Source organism: Micromonospora musae (assembly GCF_003626635.1).
Taxonomy (GTDB): Bacteria; Actinomycetota; Actinomycetes; order Mycobacteriales; family Micromonosporaceae; genus Micromonospora; species Micromonospora musae.
Genome location: NZ_RAZT01000003.1, coordinates 480,606 through 496,087 on the forward strand (window position 1 = coordinate 480,606; position 15,482 = coordinate 496,087).

Here is a 15,482-nt window from a genome sequence, read left to right on the forward strand (position 1 = left end):
GGTGAGGCGGCTCACCAGCGCCACCGGCCGGTTACCGGACTACGCTGAACGGCGTGAGCACGATGACCTCCGGCCTGACGGCCGTCCGCGCCGGCCTCCTCGACTACCAGGCCGCCTGGGACGAGCAGCGGCGGCTGCACGAAGCGGTGGTGGCGGGCGAGCAGGGCGACACGGTCCTGCTGCTGGAGCACCAGAGCGTCTACACGGCGGGCAAGCGCACCGAGCCGTGGGACCGGCCGACGGACGGCACCCCGGTCATCGACGTGGACCGCGGCGGCAAGATCACCTGGCACGGTCCGGGCCAGCTCGTCGGCTACCCGATCGTGCGGCTGCCCGACCCGGTGGACGTGGTGGCCTACGTGCGGCGTACCGAGCAGATGCTGATCGACGTCTGCGCCGAGTTCGGGCTCACGGCCGGCCGGGTCGAGGGGCGCAGCGGCGTCTGGGTGCCGGAGGACGACCGCGGGCCCGCCCGCAAGGTCGCCGCGATCGGCATCCGGGTGGCCCGTGGGGTGACCCTGCACGGCTTCGCCATCAACTGTGACTGCGACCTGAGCTACTACGACCGGATCGTGGCCTGCGGCATCCGGGACGCGGGGACCACGTCGCTCACCGCCGAGCTGGGCCGTGAGATCACCGTCGCCGACGTGCTGCCGGTGGTGGAGCGCCACCTGGGCACCATCGTCGCCGTCGAGTCCTGACCGGGATGCGGGTCGACCTCGTCACCGTCGTGGTCGCCGAGTACGACCCGGCGATCACCTTCTTCACCGAGGTACTCGGCTTCGAGCTCGCCGAGGACTCGCCGTCGCTGACCAACGACGGCCGCCCGAAACGCTGGGTGGTCGTCCGGCCGCCCGGCGGCGGGACCGGTCTGCTCCTCGCCCGCGCCGACGGAGACGAGCAGGCCGCCGCGATCGGCAACCAGGTAGCGGGTCGAGTAGGTTTCTTCCTGCAGGTCGACGACTTCGACGCCACGTACCGGCGAATGGTCGACGCGAAGGTGGAGTTCGTACGACCGCCGCGCACCGAGCCGTACGGCCGGGTGGCCGTCTTCCGCGACCTCGCCGGCAACCGCTGGGACCTGCTCGGCCCCGCCTGACCGCGAAGGAGTCCCGTTGACCGACGTGCTGTCGACGCAGCAGCAGATCGCCACCGACCTCCAGGTGCCGTCGACCTTCGACGCCCTGGCGGAGATCGAACGCCGGATCGTCTTCCTCGCCGACCGGCTGGTCGAGACCGGACTGTCGACGCTCGTGCTCGGCATCAGCGGCGGAGTGGACTCCACCACGGCGGGGCGGCTCTGCCAGCTCGCGGTCGAACGGGCCCGGGAGGCCGGCCACCCGGCGACCTTCGTCGCCATGCGCCTGCCGTACGGCGTGCAGGCCGACGAGCACCACGCCCAGACAGCCCTGGAGTTCATCCGGCCCGACCGGGTGCTCACCGTCGACGTCAAGCCGGCCAGCGACGCCGCGCTGCAGACGCTGCTGGCGGGCGGGCTGACCTTCCGCGACGCCGCCCAGCAGGACTTCGTGCACGGCAACGTCAAGGCCCGGCAGCGCATGATCGCCCAGTACGCGGTGGCCGGCGCGATGGCTGGGCTGGTCGTCGGCACCGACCACGCCGCCGAGGCGGTCACCGGCTTCTTCACCAAGCACGGCGACGGGGCGGCTGACGTCGTACCGCTCACCGGGCTGACCAAGCGACGGGTACGGGCGATCGCCGCGGCGCTCGGCGCCCCCGCTGAGCTGGTCGGCAAGGCGCCCACCGCCGACCTGGAGAGCCTCACGCCCGGCAAGCTGGACGAGGACGCGCTGGGGCTGGCGTACGAGCACATCGACGCGTACCTGGAGGGGCAGCCCGTGCCCGCGGAGGTGGAGGAGGCGCTGGTCGCCCGCTACCGCGCCACCGAGCACAAGCGCTGCCTGCCGATCGCGCCGCCTCAGGAAGGCGTCGCCGCTGCGGCTCCCACCACCGCTGACGACCGCCTCCACAGCCACGGGTCCCGGTAACCGGCGTACGTCCGGGTGCACCCCGCCTGGTCGATCGAGGCGTCACCGTCGGCGGTGGAAGGCGGCGGAGGTCGCCGAGCTACCGGAACTTGATCTCGGCGGCTTCGCTGACCTCGATGGGTACGCCGGTGCGGTACCGGTCGGGGAATTCGGCACGGGCGCGAGCGACGTCACCTTTCACCCCGACGGGCAGCACCTGCCCGGTGTTGTCGAAGCTCACCTGCGCGACGGTGATGCCCCGCGCCGCCCAGTAGGGCCGGTCGGCCATGATCTGGTCCGCGCGGGCTTTGACCTCCTTCGCCGAGTACCGCGCGTCGAACACCGCGACGCAGTCGCGGGCGAACTCGCGGAGCACGTACTCGTCGAACGCGCCCGACGGCTTGCGGAACAACTCGATCCGGTCCCGTGGGTTGGCCAGCCGCCCGCCCGCGTACACCTGCGGGAACCTCCGCTTCACCACCGGTTCCACCCGGTCGTACAGATCCATGAGCTTCGGCTGGTTGGCGGGCAGACCGTGCTCATCGTCGGCCGCCGCGCTCGGATCGGCGGTGGCGCAGCCCGCCGTGAGCACGACCCGCCCCGTCGGCATATCCGACGGCGTGGTGGTGGTCGAAGGCACGACCGCACCGCCGGGTGAAGGCACGGCGGTCCGGCTCGGCGACGGCGAGACGGTGGGGCCAGCCGAGCGCATCGCCGGAGCTGATTCCCGGCCGCCCGCGACGGTCGTGGCCGACGGCTGAAGGCCCACGACCAGCGGTAGCGTCACCGCGACCACGGCCAGGACGGCCCCACTCGACGCGGCGAGCCGGCGACGGCTGCGGGTCCGACGCCCGCGCGTCACCACCCCCGCGGTGTCGAACGGGCTCGGCGGTTCGGTGCCCAGCGCGGTCGACAGCAACCGCCGGACGTCGCGTTCCTCCATGTCGTTCACGCTCCCTTCTGCTCGATCAGGAACCCGTCTCCGAGACGCACACGCAGCGCCTGCAGGCCCCGGAAGGTGTGGCTCTTCACCGCCCCGGGGCTGCACCCCAGCGCGGCGGCGGTCTCTTCGACCGACAGGTCCTGCCAGAACCGCAGCACCAACGCGGCGCGTTGCCGCCCGGGCAGCCCGGCCAGGGCGTCGAGCACCAGCCGCTGCTGATCCACCTGCCCGGTGTGGTCGTCCGCGGCCCGGTCCGGCACCAACTCGACGGGGTGTTCCCGCCGTCGCCACGGCCTGCGCCACTCGTCGGTCAGGGAGCGGGTCAACACCCGCCAGGCGTACCCGTCGATGTCGTCCCGCCGGGTGAGCCGAGGCCACGCCAGGTAGAGCTTCGTCAGGGTGGCCTGCGCGGCGTCGTCGGCCGCGTGCCAGTCGCCGCAGATCAGGAACGCCGTGCGCCGCAACGCGGACGCCCGCGCGTCGACCCAGTTGGTGAACTGCTGCTCGTCATCCCCGTGCATCGGCTGCGCGTCCTCTCCCTCGCGTCATACACGGGCGGAGGGCGCGGGCAGGTTTACCCGCGCCCTCGACGAATTCTGCGTACTAGGGGGTCAGGCGGTGCAGGTCGCGGGGGAAGGCGGTGACCTCGCGGACGTTCGCCGCGCCGGTCAGCCGGGCGACGAACCGCTCCAGGCCGATCGCGAAACCGCCGTGCGGCGGCATCCCGTGCCGGAAGGCGTCCAGGTAGCCGGCGTACGGCTCGACCGGTTCACCCCGCGCGGCCAGCGCCGCCAGGTAGTCGGCGTGCCGGTGCAGCCGCTGCCCGCCGGTGACCAGCTCCATCCCCCGGAAGAGCAGGTCGAAGCCGTTGCTGTGGCTCGGCCGGGCGGGGTCGGGGTGGGTGTAGAACGGTCGCTTCGCCATCGGGTACCCGGTGACGAAGAGGAAGTCCGACCCGTGCTCGCGGCGGGCCCACTCCCCCAGCGCCCGCTCGTGCGCCGGGGCGAGGTCCGGCTCGTCGGCGGGCGCGCCCGCGATCTTCAGCGCCTCGGTGAAGTGCACCGCCGGGATCTCCTCCGGCACGGCCGGCAGCGCGATCCCGAGGGTGGCCACCGCTCCCACGGCCCGCTGCGCCACGCTGCCGAGCATGCCGGCGAGGACGTCGCGCAGCACCCGCATCACGTCCCGGTGGTCGGCGACGAAGCCCAGCTCGACGTCGAGTGAGGTGTACTGGGCCAGGTGCCGGACGGTGTCGTGCGGCTCGGCGCGGAAGACCGGGCCCACCTCGTACACCTTCTCGAAGACACCGACCATCAGCTGCTTGTAGAACTGCGGCGACTGGGCCAGGTACGCGGGACGACCGAACCAGTCCAGCTCGAAGACGTTCGCGCCGGACTCGGTGGAGGAGCTCACCACCTTCGGCGTGTGGATCTCCACGAAGTCGCGGCAGTCCAGCGCGGCCCGGAAGCCGGCCACGCTCGCCGCCGACACGCGCAGCGCCGCCGAGCGCAGGGGATGACGCAGGGCGGTGGGCGCGTGGTCGAGCTGGGTGGGCAGGCTCGCGGTCAGCACCGGGCGGTACAGGTCGAACGGTGGCGGTACGGCGGGCGGGCCGAGCGGACGTACCACCGGGTCGGTCAGCTCGACCCCGGCGGGCGCCGTCGTGTTCGCCACCACCGTGGCGGTGACCTCGACGACGGTCTCCTCGGTCAGCGCCTCGATCTGGGCGCGGGTCGCCGGGTCGGTCACCACCACCTGCGACAGCCCGGCGGCGTCCCGGACGATCAGGAACGCCACCGACTTGAGCAGCCGGCGACGGTGCACCCAGCCGGCTGTCCGGACGGTCGCACCGATGTGGGCGGAGAGCTGGGTGGAGAGGATGCGTTGCACGGTGTACCTCCTCGTCGAATCGCAACGCGATCCCGGGAGGTGCGGGCGAGCGGGTCCTCGCGGTGCCACCACACCTTCGCCCCCGCCTGGGCGGGAGCCTCGTTCGTCGCCCGTGACGTGGGCCAGCCGGCGGGCTCTACTGGACGTCGCCGTTTCGTGGCGCGCCGTTCTTCCCGCTGCTCGGGAGGGTCTTCACGAGCCCGTCGCCAGACCGCCTTCCAGCACTTCGGCGGCTCTCTGCACTGGCGGGCGGGCCGCTACTCGGCTCCGTCGTCGCAATTGCCGAGGACACTAACACCGATCATCGCGAGATGTGACAACGTTTTCGGCGGGGCCGGTGTTCGGCGTCACAAGGCCTGGGGACGTGACGCCGGTCGCCCGCGCTACATCGACAGCCGCCGTCGGGCGTAGGCTCGGTTTCGTGACGATCGAGCACTCCGCGCCGACGACCGGCCAGGCCGCGCGTACCGCGACGCCCGCCCCAGAGGGGCGGCGCATGCTGCGGATCGAGGCCCGCAATGCCGAGACGCCGATCGAGCGCAAACCACCGTGGATCAAGGTCAAGGCCAAGATGGGGCCGGAGTACACCCAGCTGCGCGGGCTCGTCTCGCGCGAGGGGCTGCACACCGTCTGCCAGGAGGCCGGCTGTCCCAACATCTACGAATGTTGGGAGGACCGGGAGGCCACCTTCCTCATCGGCGGCGACCAGTGCACCCGCCGCTGCGACTTCTGCCAGATCGACACCGGCAAGCCGGCCGAGTTCGACGCGGACGAGCCGCGCCGGGTCGCCGAGTCCGTGGTGTCGATGGGCCTGCGCTACGCCACGGTCACCGGCGTGGCCCGCGACGACCTGCCCGACGGCGGCGCCTGGCTCTACGCCGAGACCGTCCGCCAGATCCACGCGTTGCAGCCCGGCTGCGGCGTGGAGCTGCTGATCCCCGACTTCAACGCGGTTCCCGAGCAGCTCGCCGAGGTGTTCGGTTCCCGCCCCGAGGTGCTGGCCCACAACGTCGAGACCGTTCCGCGGATCTTCAAGCGGATCCGGCCGGCGTTCCGCTACGAGCGGTCGCTGGACGTGATCCGGCAGGCCCGCGCGGACGGGCTGGTGACCAAGAGCAACCTGATCCTCGGCATGGGCGAGGAGCGGGCCGAGGTGTCCCAGGCGCTGCGTGACCTCCACGAGGCCGGGTGCGAGCTGATCACCATCACCCAGTACCTTCGCCCCAGCCCCCGGCACCACCCGGTCGAGCGGTGGGTCAAGCCCGAGGAGTTCGTGGAGCTGAGCGCGGAGGCCGAGGAGATCGGCTTCGCGGGCGTCATGAGTGGGCCGCTGGTGCGCTCGTCGTACCGGGCGGGCCGGCTCTACCAGCAGGCGCTCGCCGCCCGCGACGCCAGCCCGGTCGTCACCGCCGGCTGATCCGCGCCGCTGCCGGTCCTTCCGGCCGGCGGGTGCCATGATCAGGTCATGACGGCCGGCGTACGCCAGGAGACCCACGACGCGCGTGGCGGGCTACCGGCCGCCGGCCGAGCCCGGCTGCCCGTGCTACTCACCGTGGTGGCGCTGCTCGCCGGGGTCGGCTACCGGCTGGCCCTGCTCGCCTTCGGCGCTCCGGCGACCAACAGCGACGAGGCCACCATGGGGTTGGCCGCGCTGCACATCGCCCGCGGGCAGGACTTCCCGGTGTGGTTCTACGGGCAGTCCTACATGGGGACGCTGGAGGCGTACCTGGCCGCGCCCGTGCTCGCGCTGACCGGGCCGTCGCTCTTCGGCCTGCGCCTGGTCACGGTGGCGCTCTACGCAGCCTTCGCGCTGCTCGCCTGGCGGTTGACGCTGCGGCTGACCGGTGACCGGTGGTTCGCGCTGCTGGTGGTGGCGCTGCTCGCGCTCGGCTCGGACCGGATCGTCAAGAATCAGCTCATCGCCGGTGGCGGCTACCCCGAGATGAGCCCGGCCGCCGCCGCGCTGGCGCTGCTCGCGTACGACCTCTGCGCCGGCCGGCCGGGCCGCCGGCTGCCCCGGTGGACGGCGTGGGGTCTCCTCGCCGGGCTGATGCTCTGGGTGGATCCGCTCGTGCTGCCGTACGTGCTCGGCGTCGGCGCGGTGCTCGTGGCGTTCCGCTGGCGGGAACTGCGGGCGCGGGCCGGGGCGGTGCTCGGGATCGCCGTCCTGGTCGGTGCCGCGCCCCTGCTCGGGCACAGCCTGGCGACCGGCCGGAACCCGCTCGCCGCCGTACTCGCCGCGGCGGGGGGTGGCGCCGACGCGCCGGCCGGCTGGGCGGACCGGCTGCACGGTGGCCTGCTGCTCGGCCCGTCGCTGGGCATGGGCTTCTGCTCCCCCGGCAACTGCGCGACCGGGCAGCTCTGGTGGGCACTCGCCCTGCCGGTGCTGCTCGTCGTCGGGGCGGTGTCCGCCGGTCGCGCGCTGCGAACGGGCCGCGCCGATCACGTCGGGGACGGCGGTGCCGCACGTCCAGGAGCTGCCGGCGACGCGCCGGCGAACGGCCGCGTCGGGGCGGCCCTGCGGCTCGCGCTCGTCGCGGCGGGCACGGCCACGCTGGTCGCGTACACGCTGAGCGGTTCGGCGGGCCGGACTCCCGTGGAGAGTTCCCGTTACCTCTCCTGCCTGCTCGTCTCCCTGCCCGCGCTGCTCTGGCCGCTGTGGCGCGCCGCCCGCCGGCTGACCGACGGGCGGTCACGGCGTCCCGGTCGACGCGTCGTCGGGATCCTGGCGGCCGCCGTGCTGGCGGCGACCGTGGCCGGTACGGGCTACGCGACGTACCGCGCGGCCGGCACCGCCCCCGCCGCCCGAGCCGCCGAGGCCCGGCACACCGAACTGGTCGGCACGCTGCGTGAGCTGGGCGTCCGGCACGTCTACGGCGGCTACTGGACCTGCAACCGGCTCACCTTCGCCAGCGGCGAGGAGGTGGTCTGCGCGGTGGTCGACGACGAGCTGCGCCCCGGCCACGACCGGTACGCCCCGTACCGCCGGGCGGTGGCGGCGTCGGCGGCGCCGGCCTGGATCGCGCCGACCGGCTCCCCGCTCGCGGCCCGGCTGGACGAGCGCCTGCGCGCCGCACCGGGGAGCCTCGACCTGATCACCATCGACGGCTACCGCATCTACCTCGCGCGTTCCTGACGGCTGCGGGCGCTGACCCAGGACGCGGATCACCCGCACCCGGCGAGACCACTAGACTCTGCGGCATGGCAAAGCCCCAGGAGAAGGTCTCGTTCGGCCAGCGGCTGAAGCAGATCGGGATGGTGTTCCAGTTCACCGCCAAGCAGGACCGGTGGTTCGCCCCGCTGGTCGCCGCGGCGGTGCTGATCCCGATCGCGCTGACCGTGGTCGCCACGATCCTCTGGGGTTGGATCTTCATCCCGCTGGGCATCCTGTTCACGCTGCTCGCGGTGCTGATCGTGCTCAACCTGCGCTCGAACAGCGCGATGATGAATGCCGCCGAGGGGCAACCCGGAGCGGCGGCGCAGATCATGGAGAGCATGCGCGGCGACTGGCGGGTGACCCCGGCGGTCAGCTCCACCACCCAGATGGACATGATCCACCTGGTGATCGGCCGGCCGGGCGTGATCCTGCTGGCCGAGGGGAACCCGCAGCGGGTACGCGGCCTGCTCGGCCAGGAGAAGCGCCGCCTGGCCAAGGTCATCGGCTCGGCGCCGCTGCACGACTACGTGATCGGCCAGGGCGAGGACGAGCTGCCCATCCGCAAGCTGCGGACCACGCTGATGCGGCTGCCGCGCAACCTCAGCGGCAAGGACGTCAACGCACTCGACAAGCGGCTCAAGGCGCTGAGCGCGCGGCCGCAGCTGCCCAAGGGGGCGATCCCGAAGAACATGCGACCGCCGCGGGGCGCGTTCCGCCAGACCCGGGGCCGCTGACCCCGGTCGTACCGCCGAAGAGCCGGACCCGTACGGGTCCGGCTCCTTTCCCTGTCTCAGAGACTGTCGGGAAACCCCGTGGCAGGGTTTCCCGACAGTCTCTCAAACGGAGGTGACGACCGAGCCGCTCGCCCGGTCGTGCAGGCCACGGCGGTGCGAGTCCATGATCAGGGCGGGTACGACCAGCGCGAGGAGCAGGCCCCGCAGCAGCCCGCGGAACACCCCGATCCGGCCGCCGTCGGACCAGGAGACGCAGCGGATCCGGGTGATGTACATGCCCGGGGTCTGGGCGAAGAGGCCGAGGAAGAAGCCGTACTCGAGGACGAGCACGAGGACGGGGGCCCACCCGTCGCTGACCGGGTCGGCGAAGATCCCCGCCACGAGCAGGCAGAGCACCCAGTCGATGATCAGTGCGCCGAACCGCCGGCCCAGCGTGGGCGGGGTGAACGAGGGGTCGACGGCGGGGGGCACCGGATGCGGGTCACGCGGGTTGGTCACAGCGGTCAAGGGTAACCAGCGGGTCCGCCACCGGCCGGAGCGGACCAGCACGACCTACCCGCCAATTCGGACAATCGAGGTGCCAGTGTTTAGGATTGCCGCAAAACGCCGCCACGATCGGAGCGATCGAGCGTTTCCACCAGCACCGATGACGCTCCGCGAGGGACGTAACACGGCAGAAACACTGAAGACACGGCCGGGCAACCCCCCCGCCATAACGTCGCCAGAAGCCTAAGCCACCAGTGGACGTGCCAGGAGGAAGTGTGTTCGCCAACCCCGAGGAACTTCTGCGCTACCTCAAGAACGAGGACGTGAAGTTCGTCGACGTACGCTTCTGTGACCTGCCGGGTGTGATGCAGCACTTCAACCTGCCGGTCGAGTCCGTCGACGACCAGATCTTCACCGAGGGCCTCGCGTTCGACGGCTCGTCGATCCGCGGCTTCCAGGCGATCCACGAGTCGGACATGCTCCTGCTCCCGGACGTGGCGACCGCCTTCATCGACCCGTTCCGCGCGCAGAAGACCCTCGCGCTGAACTTCTTCATCCACGACCCGTTCACCCGCGAGGCCTACAGCCGCGACCCGCGCAACGTGGCGAAGAAGGCCGAGGCGTACCTGGCGGCCAGCGGCATCGCCGACACCGCGTACTTCGGGGCCGAGGCGGAGTTCTACATCTTCGACTCGATCCGCCACGAGACCTCCGCGCACCAGTCGTTCTACTACATCGACTCGATCGAGGGCGCCTGGAACACCGGCCGCGAGGAGGAGGGCGGCAACCGCGGTTACAAGACCCCCTACAAGGGCGGCTACTTCCCGGTGCCCCCGGTCGACCACTACGCCGACCTGCGCGACAAGATCGTGCGCCGGCTCGTCGACGGCGGCTTCACGGTGGAGCGCTCGCACCACGAGGTGGGCACCGCCGGCCAGTCCGAGATCAACTACAGGTTCTCGACGCTGCTGCACGCCGCCGACCAGCTCCAGCTCTTCAAGTACATCGTGAAGAACGAGACCTGGGCGAACGGCAAGACCGCCACCTTCATGCCGAAGCCGCTCTTCGGCGACAACGGCTCCGGCATGCACACCCACCAGAGCCTCTGGCTCAACGGTGAGCCGCTCTTCTACGACGAGACCGGCTACGCCGGCCTGTCGGACACCGCCCGCTGGTACATCGGCGGTCTGCTGCACCACGCGCCGTCGCTGCTCGCCTTCACCAACCCGACGGTCAACTCGTACCGCCGCCTGGTGCCGGGCTTCGAGGCACCGGTCAACCTGGTCTACTCGCAGCGCAACCGCTCCGCCTGCACCCGCATCCCGGTGACCGGCAGCAACCCGAAGGCGAAGCGCGTCGAGTTCCGCGTGCCGGACCCGTCGGCCAACGTCTACCTGGCCTTCGCCGCGATGCTGATGGCCGGCCTGGACGGCATCAAGAACAAGATCGAGCCACCGGCGCCGATCGACAAGGACCTGTACGACCTGCCGCCGGAGGAGTGGGGCGACGTCAAGCAGGTGCCGGGTTCGCTGTCGGAGGTGCTCGACCGGCTCGAGGCCGACCACGACTACCTGCTCGAGGGTGGCGTCTTCACCCCCGACCTGATCTCCACCTGGATCGAGTGGAAGCGGACCAACGAGGTCGACCCGGTGCGGCTGCGCCCGACCCCGCACGAGTTCGCCATGTACTTCGACTGCTGACTCGAACCTCCTCCGGCCGGGCCGGCTCCGCATCGCTGCGGAGCCGGCCCGGTCTTGTATCGCCTTCCGGCATACCTTCGGGTCCGATATATTGGCGGCGTGGACACTCCGCTACGCGAACCCACCTTCCTGATCCTCACCGCGCTGGCCGCCGCCCCGATGCACGGCTACGGCCTGATCGGCGAGGTCGACACCCTCTCCGACGGCCGTGTCTCGCTACGCCCCGGCACCCTCTACGGCGCACTCGACCGGCTGGTCGACGCCGGCCTGGTCGACGTCGACCGGGAGGAGATCGTCGACGGCCGGCTACGTCGCTACTACCGCCTCAGCCCGGAGGGCGAGGCCACCCTCAGCGCCGAGACCGAACGACTTCGCCGCAACGTGGCGGCGGCCACCGAACGGCTGCGCAACCGGGCCACCAACCCCGGCACACCGCGTCGCGCCGCCGGCACCGGCACGCCACGTCTCGCTGGAGGGCCGGCATGAGCGACCTGGAGCGCCGCTACCTGCGCCTGCTGCGCGCGTACCCGGCCGACTACCGCCGCTCGCGCGGCGCCGAGATCGTCGGCACGTACCTCGACCTCGCCGCGCAGGGACAGCGCTGGCCCTCCCCCGCCGACGCCGCGGACCTGCTCCGCGGCGGCCTGCGCCAGCGGCTGCGGGCCGCCGGGGCCGCCGACCTGATCCCGGGCGTACGCCTCGCGGCCCTGCTCGCCTTTCCCGCCGCGGCCGCCGTGGCGGGTACCTGGGCGACCGCCGAAACCACCGCACCGACCGTGGACTGGGTGGAGTTCGGCCCGTTCGCCACCGTCGGCGTTGCCTGCTGGGTCGCGTGGCTGCTCGCGGCCGTGGTCGCCGCCGTCGCACCCGCCCGGTGGGCGCGGGTCGCCGTGGGGCTCGCCCTGGCGGTCACCGTGGCGGTGGTGCCGGGCAGCGTGATCGCCGGCGTACCGCGGCCGCCGTTGTTCGTGCTCCTGCCCCAGATGGTCCTGGGCCTGCTGGCACTCGCGCTGCCGACGGGTGGCGGCTGGCGGCTCCGGCTGCCGCCACTCGCGGCCGCGGCGGCAGCCGTCGCCTCGACGGCTCACGGGCTGGGCGACTGGTCGTACCGCTGGGGTGATCCGGGAACAGCGCTGACCACCGCCGCACCTGCCGTTCTCGTGGTGGCCATGCTGATCGCGGTGGCGCTGGTGCTCCGCGGCGATCGGCGGGGGCTGTGGTCCATGCTGCTGCTCATCGCCCCGGTCGGCCTGCTGTCGCTGCGCCCGCTGGCCTTCCTGACCGCAAAAACGCTCGACTGGAACCCGCAGGACACCGCCACGTTCGCCGTCACCGCTGCCGCGGTCGTGGCGCTGAACGTGACAGTGTTGTGGGTCGCGCTGACCGCTGGACGTGCGGCCCGCAACCGCCCCTTGCGATCAGCCAACCTCCCAACCGCCCACACCTGTCCCACCTGCGGCTCCCCGCGCTGAATGCGATCCTCCCCACCGAACCGGTCCCGTTGGTCATGACGTTGGCGGCTGTCCGATCTCGCATTCCGCCGCCAACCTCATGATCAACGAGGCGAGGAGTCGGGCGGGGCGGGCGCGCGGAAGCCGGACCAGCGGGTGAGGGCGAGGACCAGGAGGGTCAGGGCCAGGGCGGTCATCGCTATCGCGCCGGGGGCCTTGGTGAACCGGGCCAGGTTGGTGCCGTCGGGCAGGGTGAGGAAGGCGACGACCGCGCAGGGCAGCACGAACCAGCTGGTCCGCGTCGCGAGGTAGGACCTCCCCGTGCCCACCCGCACCGGAACGTCCGAAGAATGGTCGCCACCCGCGCCGATCGCCAGCAGAGCCAGCGGCCAGGTGGCGTACCAGGGGTGGAACACCGGGGCCAGCACCACCGTGGCGGCCAGCGCCAGCCCGGCCGCGTACAGCGCCACCCGGGGGCGGGCGGCGACCGGCTGGGCCTCCCACTGCCGGACGCCCTCCGACCGGCGAAGCGCCGTCCAGGCCCGCCACCAGAGCAGCAGCAACACCCCGGCCAGCAGCAGCACGCCCACCGCCCGCGCCACCGGCACCGCGTCCGGATCCCGGCCGGCGAGCGCCCCGACGTAGTCGACGACGAAGCCCAGCGCCGTCGGCAACGAGGTCCACTGCTCCGAGTCACCGCTGCGACTCAACCCGCCGACCCAGCCGAGCCCGAGGCCGGAGAGGAGCGAGCAGCCGGCCAGCGCCGCGAGCGCCCCGCCGGCCAGCCAGCCGCCGTCGCGCAGCAGGGCGCGTACGGTGAGCCGGCCGGGCACGGTCGCCAAGGCCGCGTACGGGAGCACCACCACCGCGGTCACCTTCACCGCCACGGCCAGCCCGAGCAGCGCCCCGGCGAACAGCAGCGCGGCGGGGCGGCCCGGCCGGCGGAGCAGCACCAGCAGACCGGGTAGGAGCAGGCCCAGCATCACCGCGTCGTTGTGTGCCCCGGCCAGCAGCTGCACGCCGACCAGTGGGCAGGCGAGCAGCAGCCACACCGCCTGGCGGGCGGGCACCCCGGCGGCCCGGGCCAGACCCGGCAGGCAGAGCGCGACCAGCAGCACCCCGGCCAGCGCGAAGAGCCGCAGCAGCACGATCGTGCCGGTCAGGCCGCCGCCCAGCACCACGGAGAGCGCGGCCAGCAGCACGAAGACCGGGCCGTACGGGGCGGGAGTGTCCCGCCAGATCGGCGCGACGCTCTCCACCCAGGGACAGCCCGCGTCGGCCACCCCCGTGACGTACGGGTCGACGCCGTGCGCGTACGCCCAGCCCTGGCAGGCGTACGAGTAGACGTCCCGGCTGCCCAGCGGCGCGGTGACCAGCAGCGGCAGCGCCCAGAGCCCGGCCGTGCGGTACGCCCACCCGGTCGACGGCACGCCCCGGCGCAGCGACCACCACGCACCCACCAGCAGCGCGGTGCCGACGAGCCACGCGCCGAGGATCAGCGGCCCGTGCGGGCCCTGCCAGATGGTCACCGGGGTGACGCCCGACCGGACGGTCGGCAGCGCACCGCCGAGGTATCCGGCGATCGCGAGCAGCACCGCGCCGGCCAGTCCGGCGTACCGGGCACGAGTCGCGGCGGCCGGGCGAGGCTCGTCCCGACGGTCGGACCCGGGCGGCGGCACGCCGGGTCCGGTCACCGGCGTGGCCTCCTCAGTCCGTGCCGACGGTGGCGGCGACCGGCTGACGGGTCGCCCGAGCCGAACGTACCAAGCGGACCACCACCACGATCACCAACAGCGTCATCAGCGGAGCACCGACCGTCTTGGTGTAGCGGGGCAGCCCGGTGCCGTCCGGCAGCACCAGGAACGCCGAGACGAGGGCGACCACGGCGAACCAGCCGATGCGCTGCCGCGACGTGGCCGCGAGCACCGCCAGGGGCCACGTCCAGTACCACGGGTGGAAGAGCGGGGCGAGCGCGACCGTGGCGGTGAGCGCCAGCGCGGCGTGCCAGAGCGGGTCCCGGTCGCGGGCCCGGAACCAGAGCCACACCAGCAGGACCGCCAGCGCGCCCATCCCGATGCCCCGGGTGACCGGCAGCGGATCGCCGTGCCAGCCGAACGGCAGCCCCAGGTAGGCGACGGTCTGCCCGAGCGCGGTGGGCGGCGAGGTCCAGGCGACCACGAGGCCGCCCTGCTCCAGGCCGCTGATCCAGCCGAAGTCGAGACCGGCGGCGAAGGTGGCCCCGACCACTGTCGCGACCGCGCCACCCACCACCCAACCGCCGTCGCGGATCAGCGCCCGGACGGAGAACCCGCCGGCGATCGCCGCCAGCGCCGCGAACGGCACCACGACCAGCGCGGTCGCCTTGATCCCGCCGGCCAGCCCGAGCAGTACGCCCCCGGCGAGCAGCATGCCGGGGCGGCCCGGACGCGCGGCGACCACCGCGAGCCCGGCGATGAGCAGCCCCACCATCGCGGCGTCGTTGTGCGCGCCGGAGAGCAACTGCACGCCGATCAGCGGGCTGCCCAGCGCCAGCCAGACGGCCCGGCCGGCCGGTACGCCGCAGCGGCGGGCGAGCGCCGGCAGGCTGGCCGCGGTCAGCACGATGCCGGCCACCGCGAGCAGCCGGAACAGCACGATGGCGCCGACGAGCGAGCCGGTCGCCTTCACCACCGCACCGGCGATCATCACGAAGAGCGGCCCGTACGGCGCCGGGGTGTCCCGCCAGATGTAGGAGATGCTGTCCAGCCACGGGCAGGGCAGGGTGGAGACGCCCTGCTCGTAGGGGTTGATGCCGGCGGCGTAGCTGGCGCCCTGGCAGGCGTACGCGTAGACGTCCCGGCTGCCCAGCGGCGGGGTGACGAGCAGCGGCAGCAGCCAGAGCCCGACGGTGACCAGCGCCCAGCGGGTCGACGGCACCCCGTCGCGCAGCGACCACCAGGCGTACGCCAGCACGGCGGTGCCGACGGCCCAGCCGATCAGGATCACCGGCCCGTACGACCCCTGCCAGATGCTGAGCGGGGTCGGGCGCAGATCACCGTGCGGCATCGCGCCGCCGAGGAAGGCGACGACGGCGAGCAGCGTCGAGCCGGCCAGGCCGGTCCAGCGCGCGAGGTGGGAAGGCACCCGGACATGC

Annotated in this window: 15 protein-coding genes; 9 read left to right on the forward strand and 6 right to left on the reverse strand. The window is 72.8% G+C overall.

Annotated features, from left to right (window positions below):
• The first annotated feature begins 62 nt into the window (after positions 1-62).
• Genes lipB through nadE form a run of 3 tightly spaced genes read left to right on the forward strand, consistent with a single transcriptional unit; the run spans position 63 to position 2,009 of the window.
• Entirely contained in the window at positions 63-701 is a 639-nt protein-coding gene (gene lipB, locus D7044_RS07980; RefSeq protein WP_370461786.1) for a lipoyl(octanoyl) transferase LipB, read from the forward strand.
• A gap of 5 nt (positions 702-706) precedes the next feature.
• Complete coding sequence (locus D7044_RS07985) at positions 707-1,099, forward strand: VOC family protein (RefSeq protein ID WP_120678394.1); 393 nt, start codon at positions 707-709, stop codon at positions 1,097-1,099.
• Between the two features lie 25 nt (positions 1,100-1,124).
• Positions 1,125-2,009 carry an ammonia-dependent NAD(+) synthetase gene (gene nadE / locus D7044_RS07990; protein WP_411710972.1) on the forward strand — a complete coding sequence of 295 codons (885 nt, stop codon included), beginning with the start codon at positions 1,125-1,127 and terminating at the stop codon, positions 2,007-2,009.
• 79 nt (positions 2,010-2,088) lie between these two features.
• Here the strand turns inward: nadE and D7044_RS07995 are convergent, their stop codons facing one another.
• The 3 genes from D7044_RS07995 to aspS form a co-directional block, all read right to left on the reverse strand.
• Positions 2,089-2,940, reverse strand: coding sequence for an RAD23 family protein (locus D7044_RS07995; protein ID WP_120688398.1), 852 nt, complete (start codon positions 2,938-2,940; stop codon positions 2,089-2,091).
• Positions 2,937-3,452 carry a SigE family RNA polymerase sigma factor gene (locus D7044_RS08000; RefSeq protein WP_120678400.1) on the reverse strand — a complete coding sequence of 172 codons (516 nt, stop codon included), beginning with the start codon at positions 3,450-3,452 and terminating at the stop codon, positions 2,937-2,939. Before D7044_RS08000 ends, D7044_RS07995 begins: the two co-directional genes overlap by 4 nt.
• 82 nt (positions 3,453-3,534) lie before the next feature.
• Positions 3,535-4,821 (reverse strand): aspartate--tRNA(Asn) ligase, encoded by a 1,287-nt coding sequence (gene aspS / locus D7044_RS08005; RefSeq protein WP_120688399.1) that lies wholly within the window; start codon positions 4,819-4,821, stop codon positions 3,535-3,537.
• Between the two features lie 364 nt (positions 4,822-5,185).
• Between aspS and lipA the strand changes: the two genes are divergently transcribed.
• The 3 genes from lipA (at position 5,186) to D7044_RS08020 (ending at position 8,712) form a co-directional block, all read left to right on the forward strand.
• Entirely contained in the window at positions 5,186-6,238 is a 1,053-nt protein-coding gene (lipA, locus tag D7044_RS08010; protein ID WP_120678404.1) for a lipoyl synthase, read from the forward strand.
• Positions 6,239-6,286: 48 nt separating this feature from the next.
• The gene (locus D7044_RS08015; protein WP_120688400.1) at positions 6,287-7,957 is read left to right on the forward strand and encodes a hypothetical protein; all 1,671 of its coding nucleotides are present in this window, start codon (positions 6,287-6,289) and stop codon (positions 7,955-7,957) included.
• Between the two features lie 65 nt (positions 7,958-8,022).
• Positions 8,023-8,712 (forward strand): DUF4191 domain-containing protein, encoded by a 690-nt coding sequence (locus D7044_RS08020; protein WP_120678408.1) that lies wholly within the window; start codon positions 8,023-8,025, stop codon positions 8,710-8,712.
• A 102-nt stretch (positions 8,713-8,814) separates the two neighbouring features.
• On the opposite strand, the gene D7044_RS08025 is transcribed toward D7044_RS08020, so the two are convergent.
• The gene (locus tag D7044_RS08025; protein ID WP_407663351.1) at positions 8,815-9,219 is read right to left on the reverse strand and encodes an RDD family protein; all 405 of its coding nucleotides are present in this window, start codon (positions 9,217-9,219) and stop codon (positions 8,815-8,817) included.
• A 254-nt stretch (positions 9,220-9,473) separates the two neighbouring features.
• Here D7044_RS08025 and glnA point away from each other — a divergent pair, with 254 nt between their 5' ends.
• The 3 genes from glnA (at position 9,474) to D7044_RS08040 (ending at position 12,370) form a co-directional block, all read left to right on the forward strand.
• Positions 9,474-10,898 carry a type I glutamate--ammonia ligase gene (gene glnA, locus D7044_RS08030; RefSeq protein WP_120688401.1) on the forward strand — a complete coding sequence of 475 codons (1,425 nt, stop codon included), beginning with the start codon at positions 9,474-9,476 and terminating at the stop codon, positions 10,896-10,898.
• Between the two features lie 99 nt (positions 10,899-10,997).
• On the forward strand, positions 10,998-11,384 hold the full coding sequence (locus tag D7044_RS08035; RefSeq protein WP_120688402.1) for a PadR family transcriptional regulator: 387 nt from the start codon (positions 10,998-11,000) through the stop codon (positions 11,382-11,384).
• Positions 11,381-12,370: a hypothetical protein gene (locus tag D7044_RS08040; RefSeq protein ID WP_120688403.1), complete on the forward strand. Its 990-nt coding sequence runs from the start codon at positions 11,381-11,383 to the stop codon at positions 12,368-12,370. Before D7044_RS08035 ends, D7044_RS08040 begins: the two co-directional genes overlap by 4 nt.
• An 83-nt stretch (positions 12,371-12,453) precedes the next feature.
• Here the strand turns inward: D7044_RS08040 and mptB (D7044_RS08045) are convergent, their stop codons facing one another.
• Together mptB (D7044_RS08045) and mptB (D7044_RS08050) are read right to left on the reverse strand one after the other, a co-directional pair.
• Positions 12,454-14,043 carry a polyprenol phosphomannose-dependent alpha 1,6 mannosyltransferase MptB gene (mptB, locus tag D7044_RS08045; protein ID WP_411710967.1) on the reverse strand — a complete coding sequence of 530 codons (1,590 nt, stop codon included), beginning with the start codon at positions 14,041-14,043 and terminating at the stop codon, positions 12,454-12,456.
• A gap of 13 nt (positions 14,044-14,056) precedes the next feature.
• Positions 14,057-15,472, reverse strand: a complete 1,416-nt coding sequence (mptB, locus tag D7044_RS08050; RefSeq protein WP_120678419.1) for a polyprenol phosphomannose-dependent alpha 1,6 mannosyltransferase MptB — start codon at positions 15,470-15,472, stop codon at positions 14,057-14,059.
• Positions 15,473-15,482: the final 10 nt, after the last annotated feature.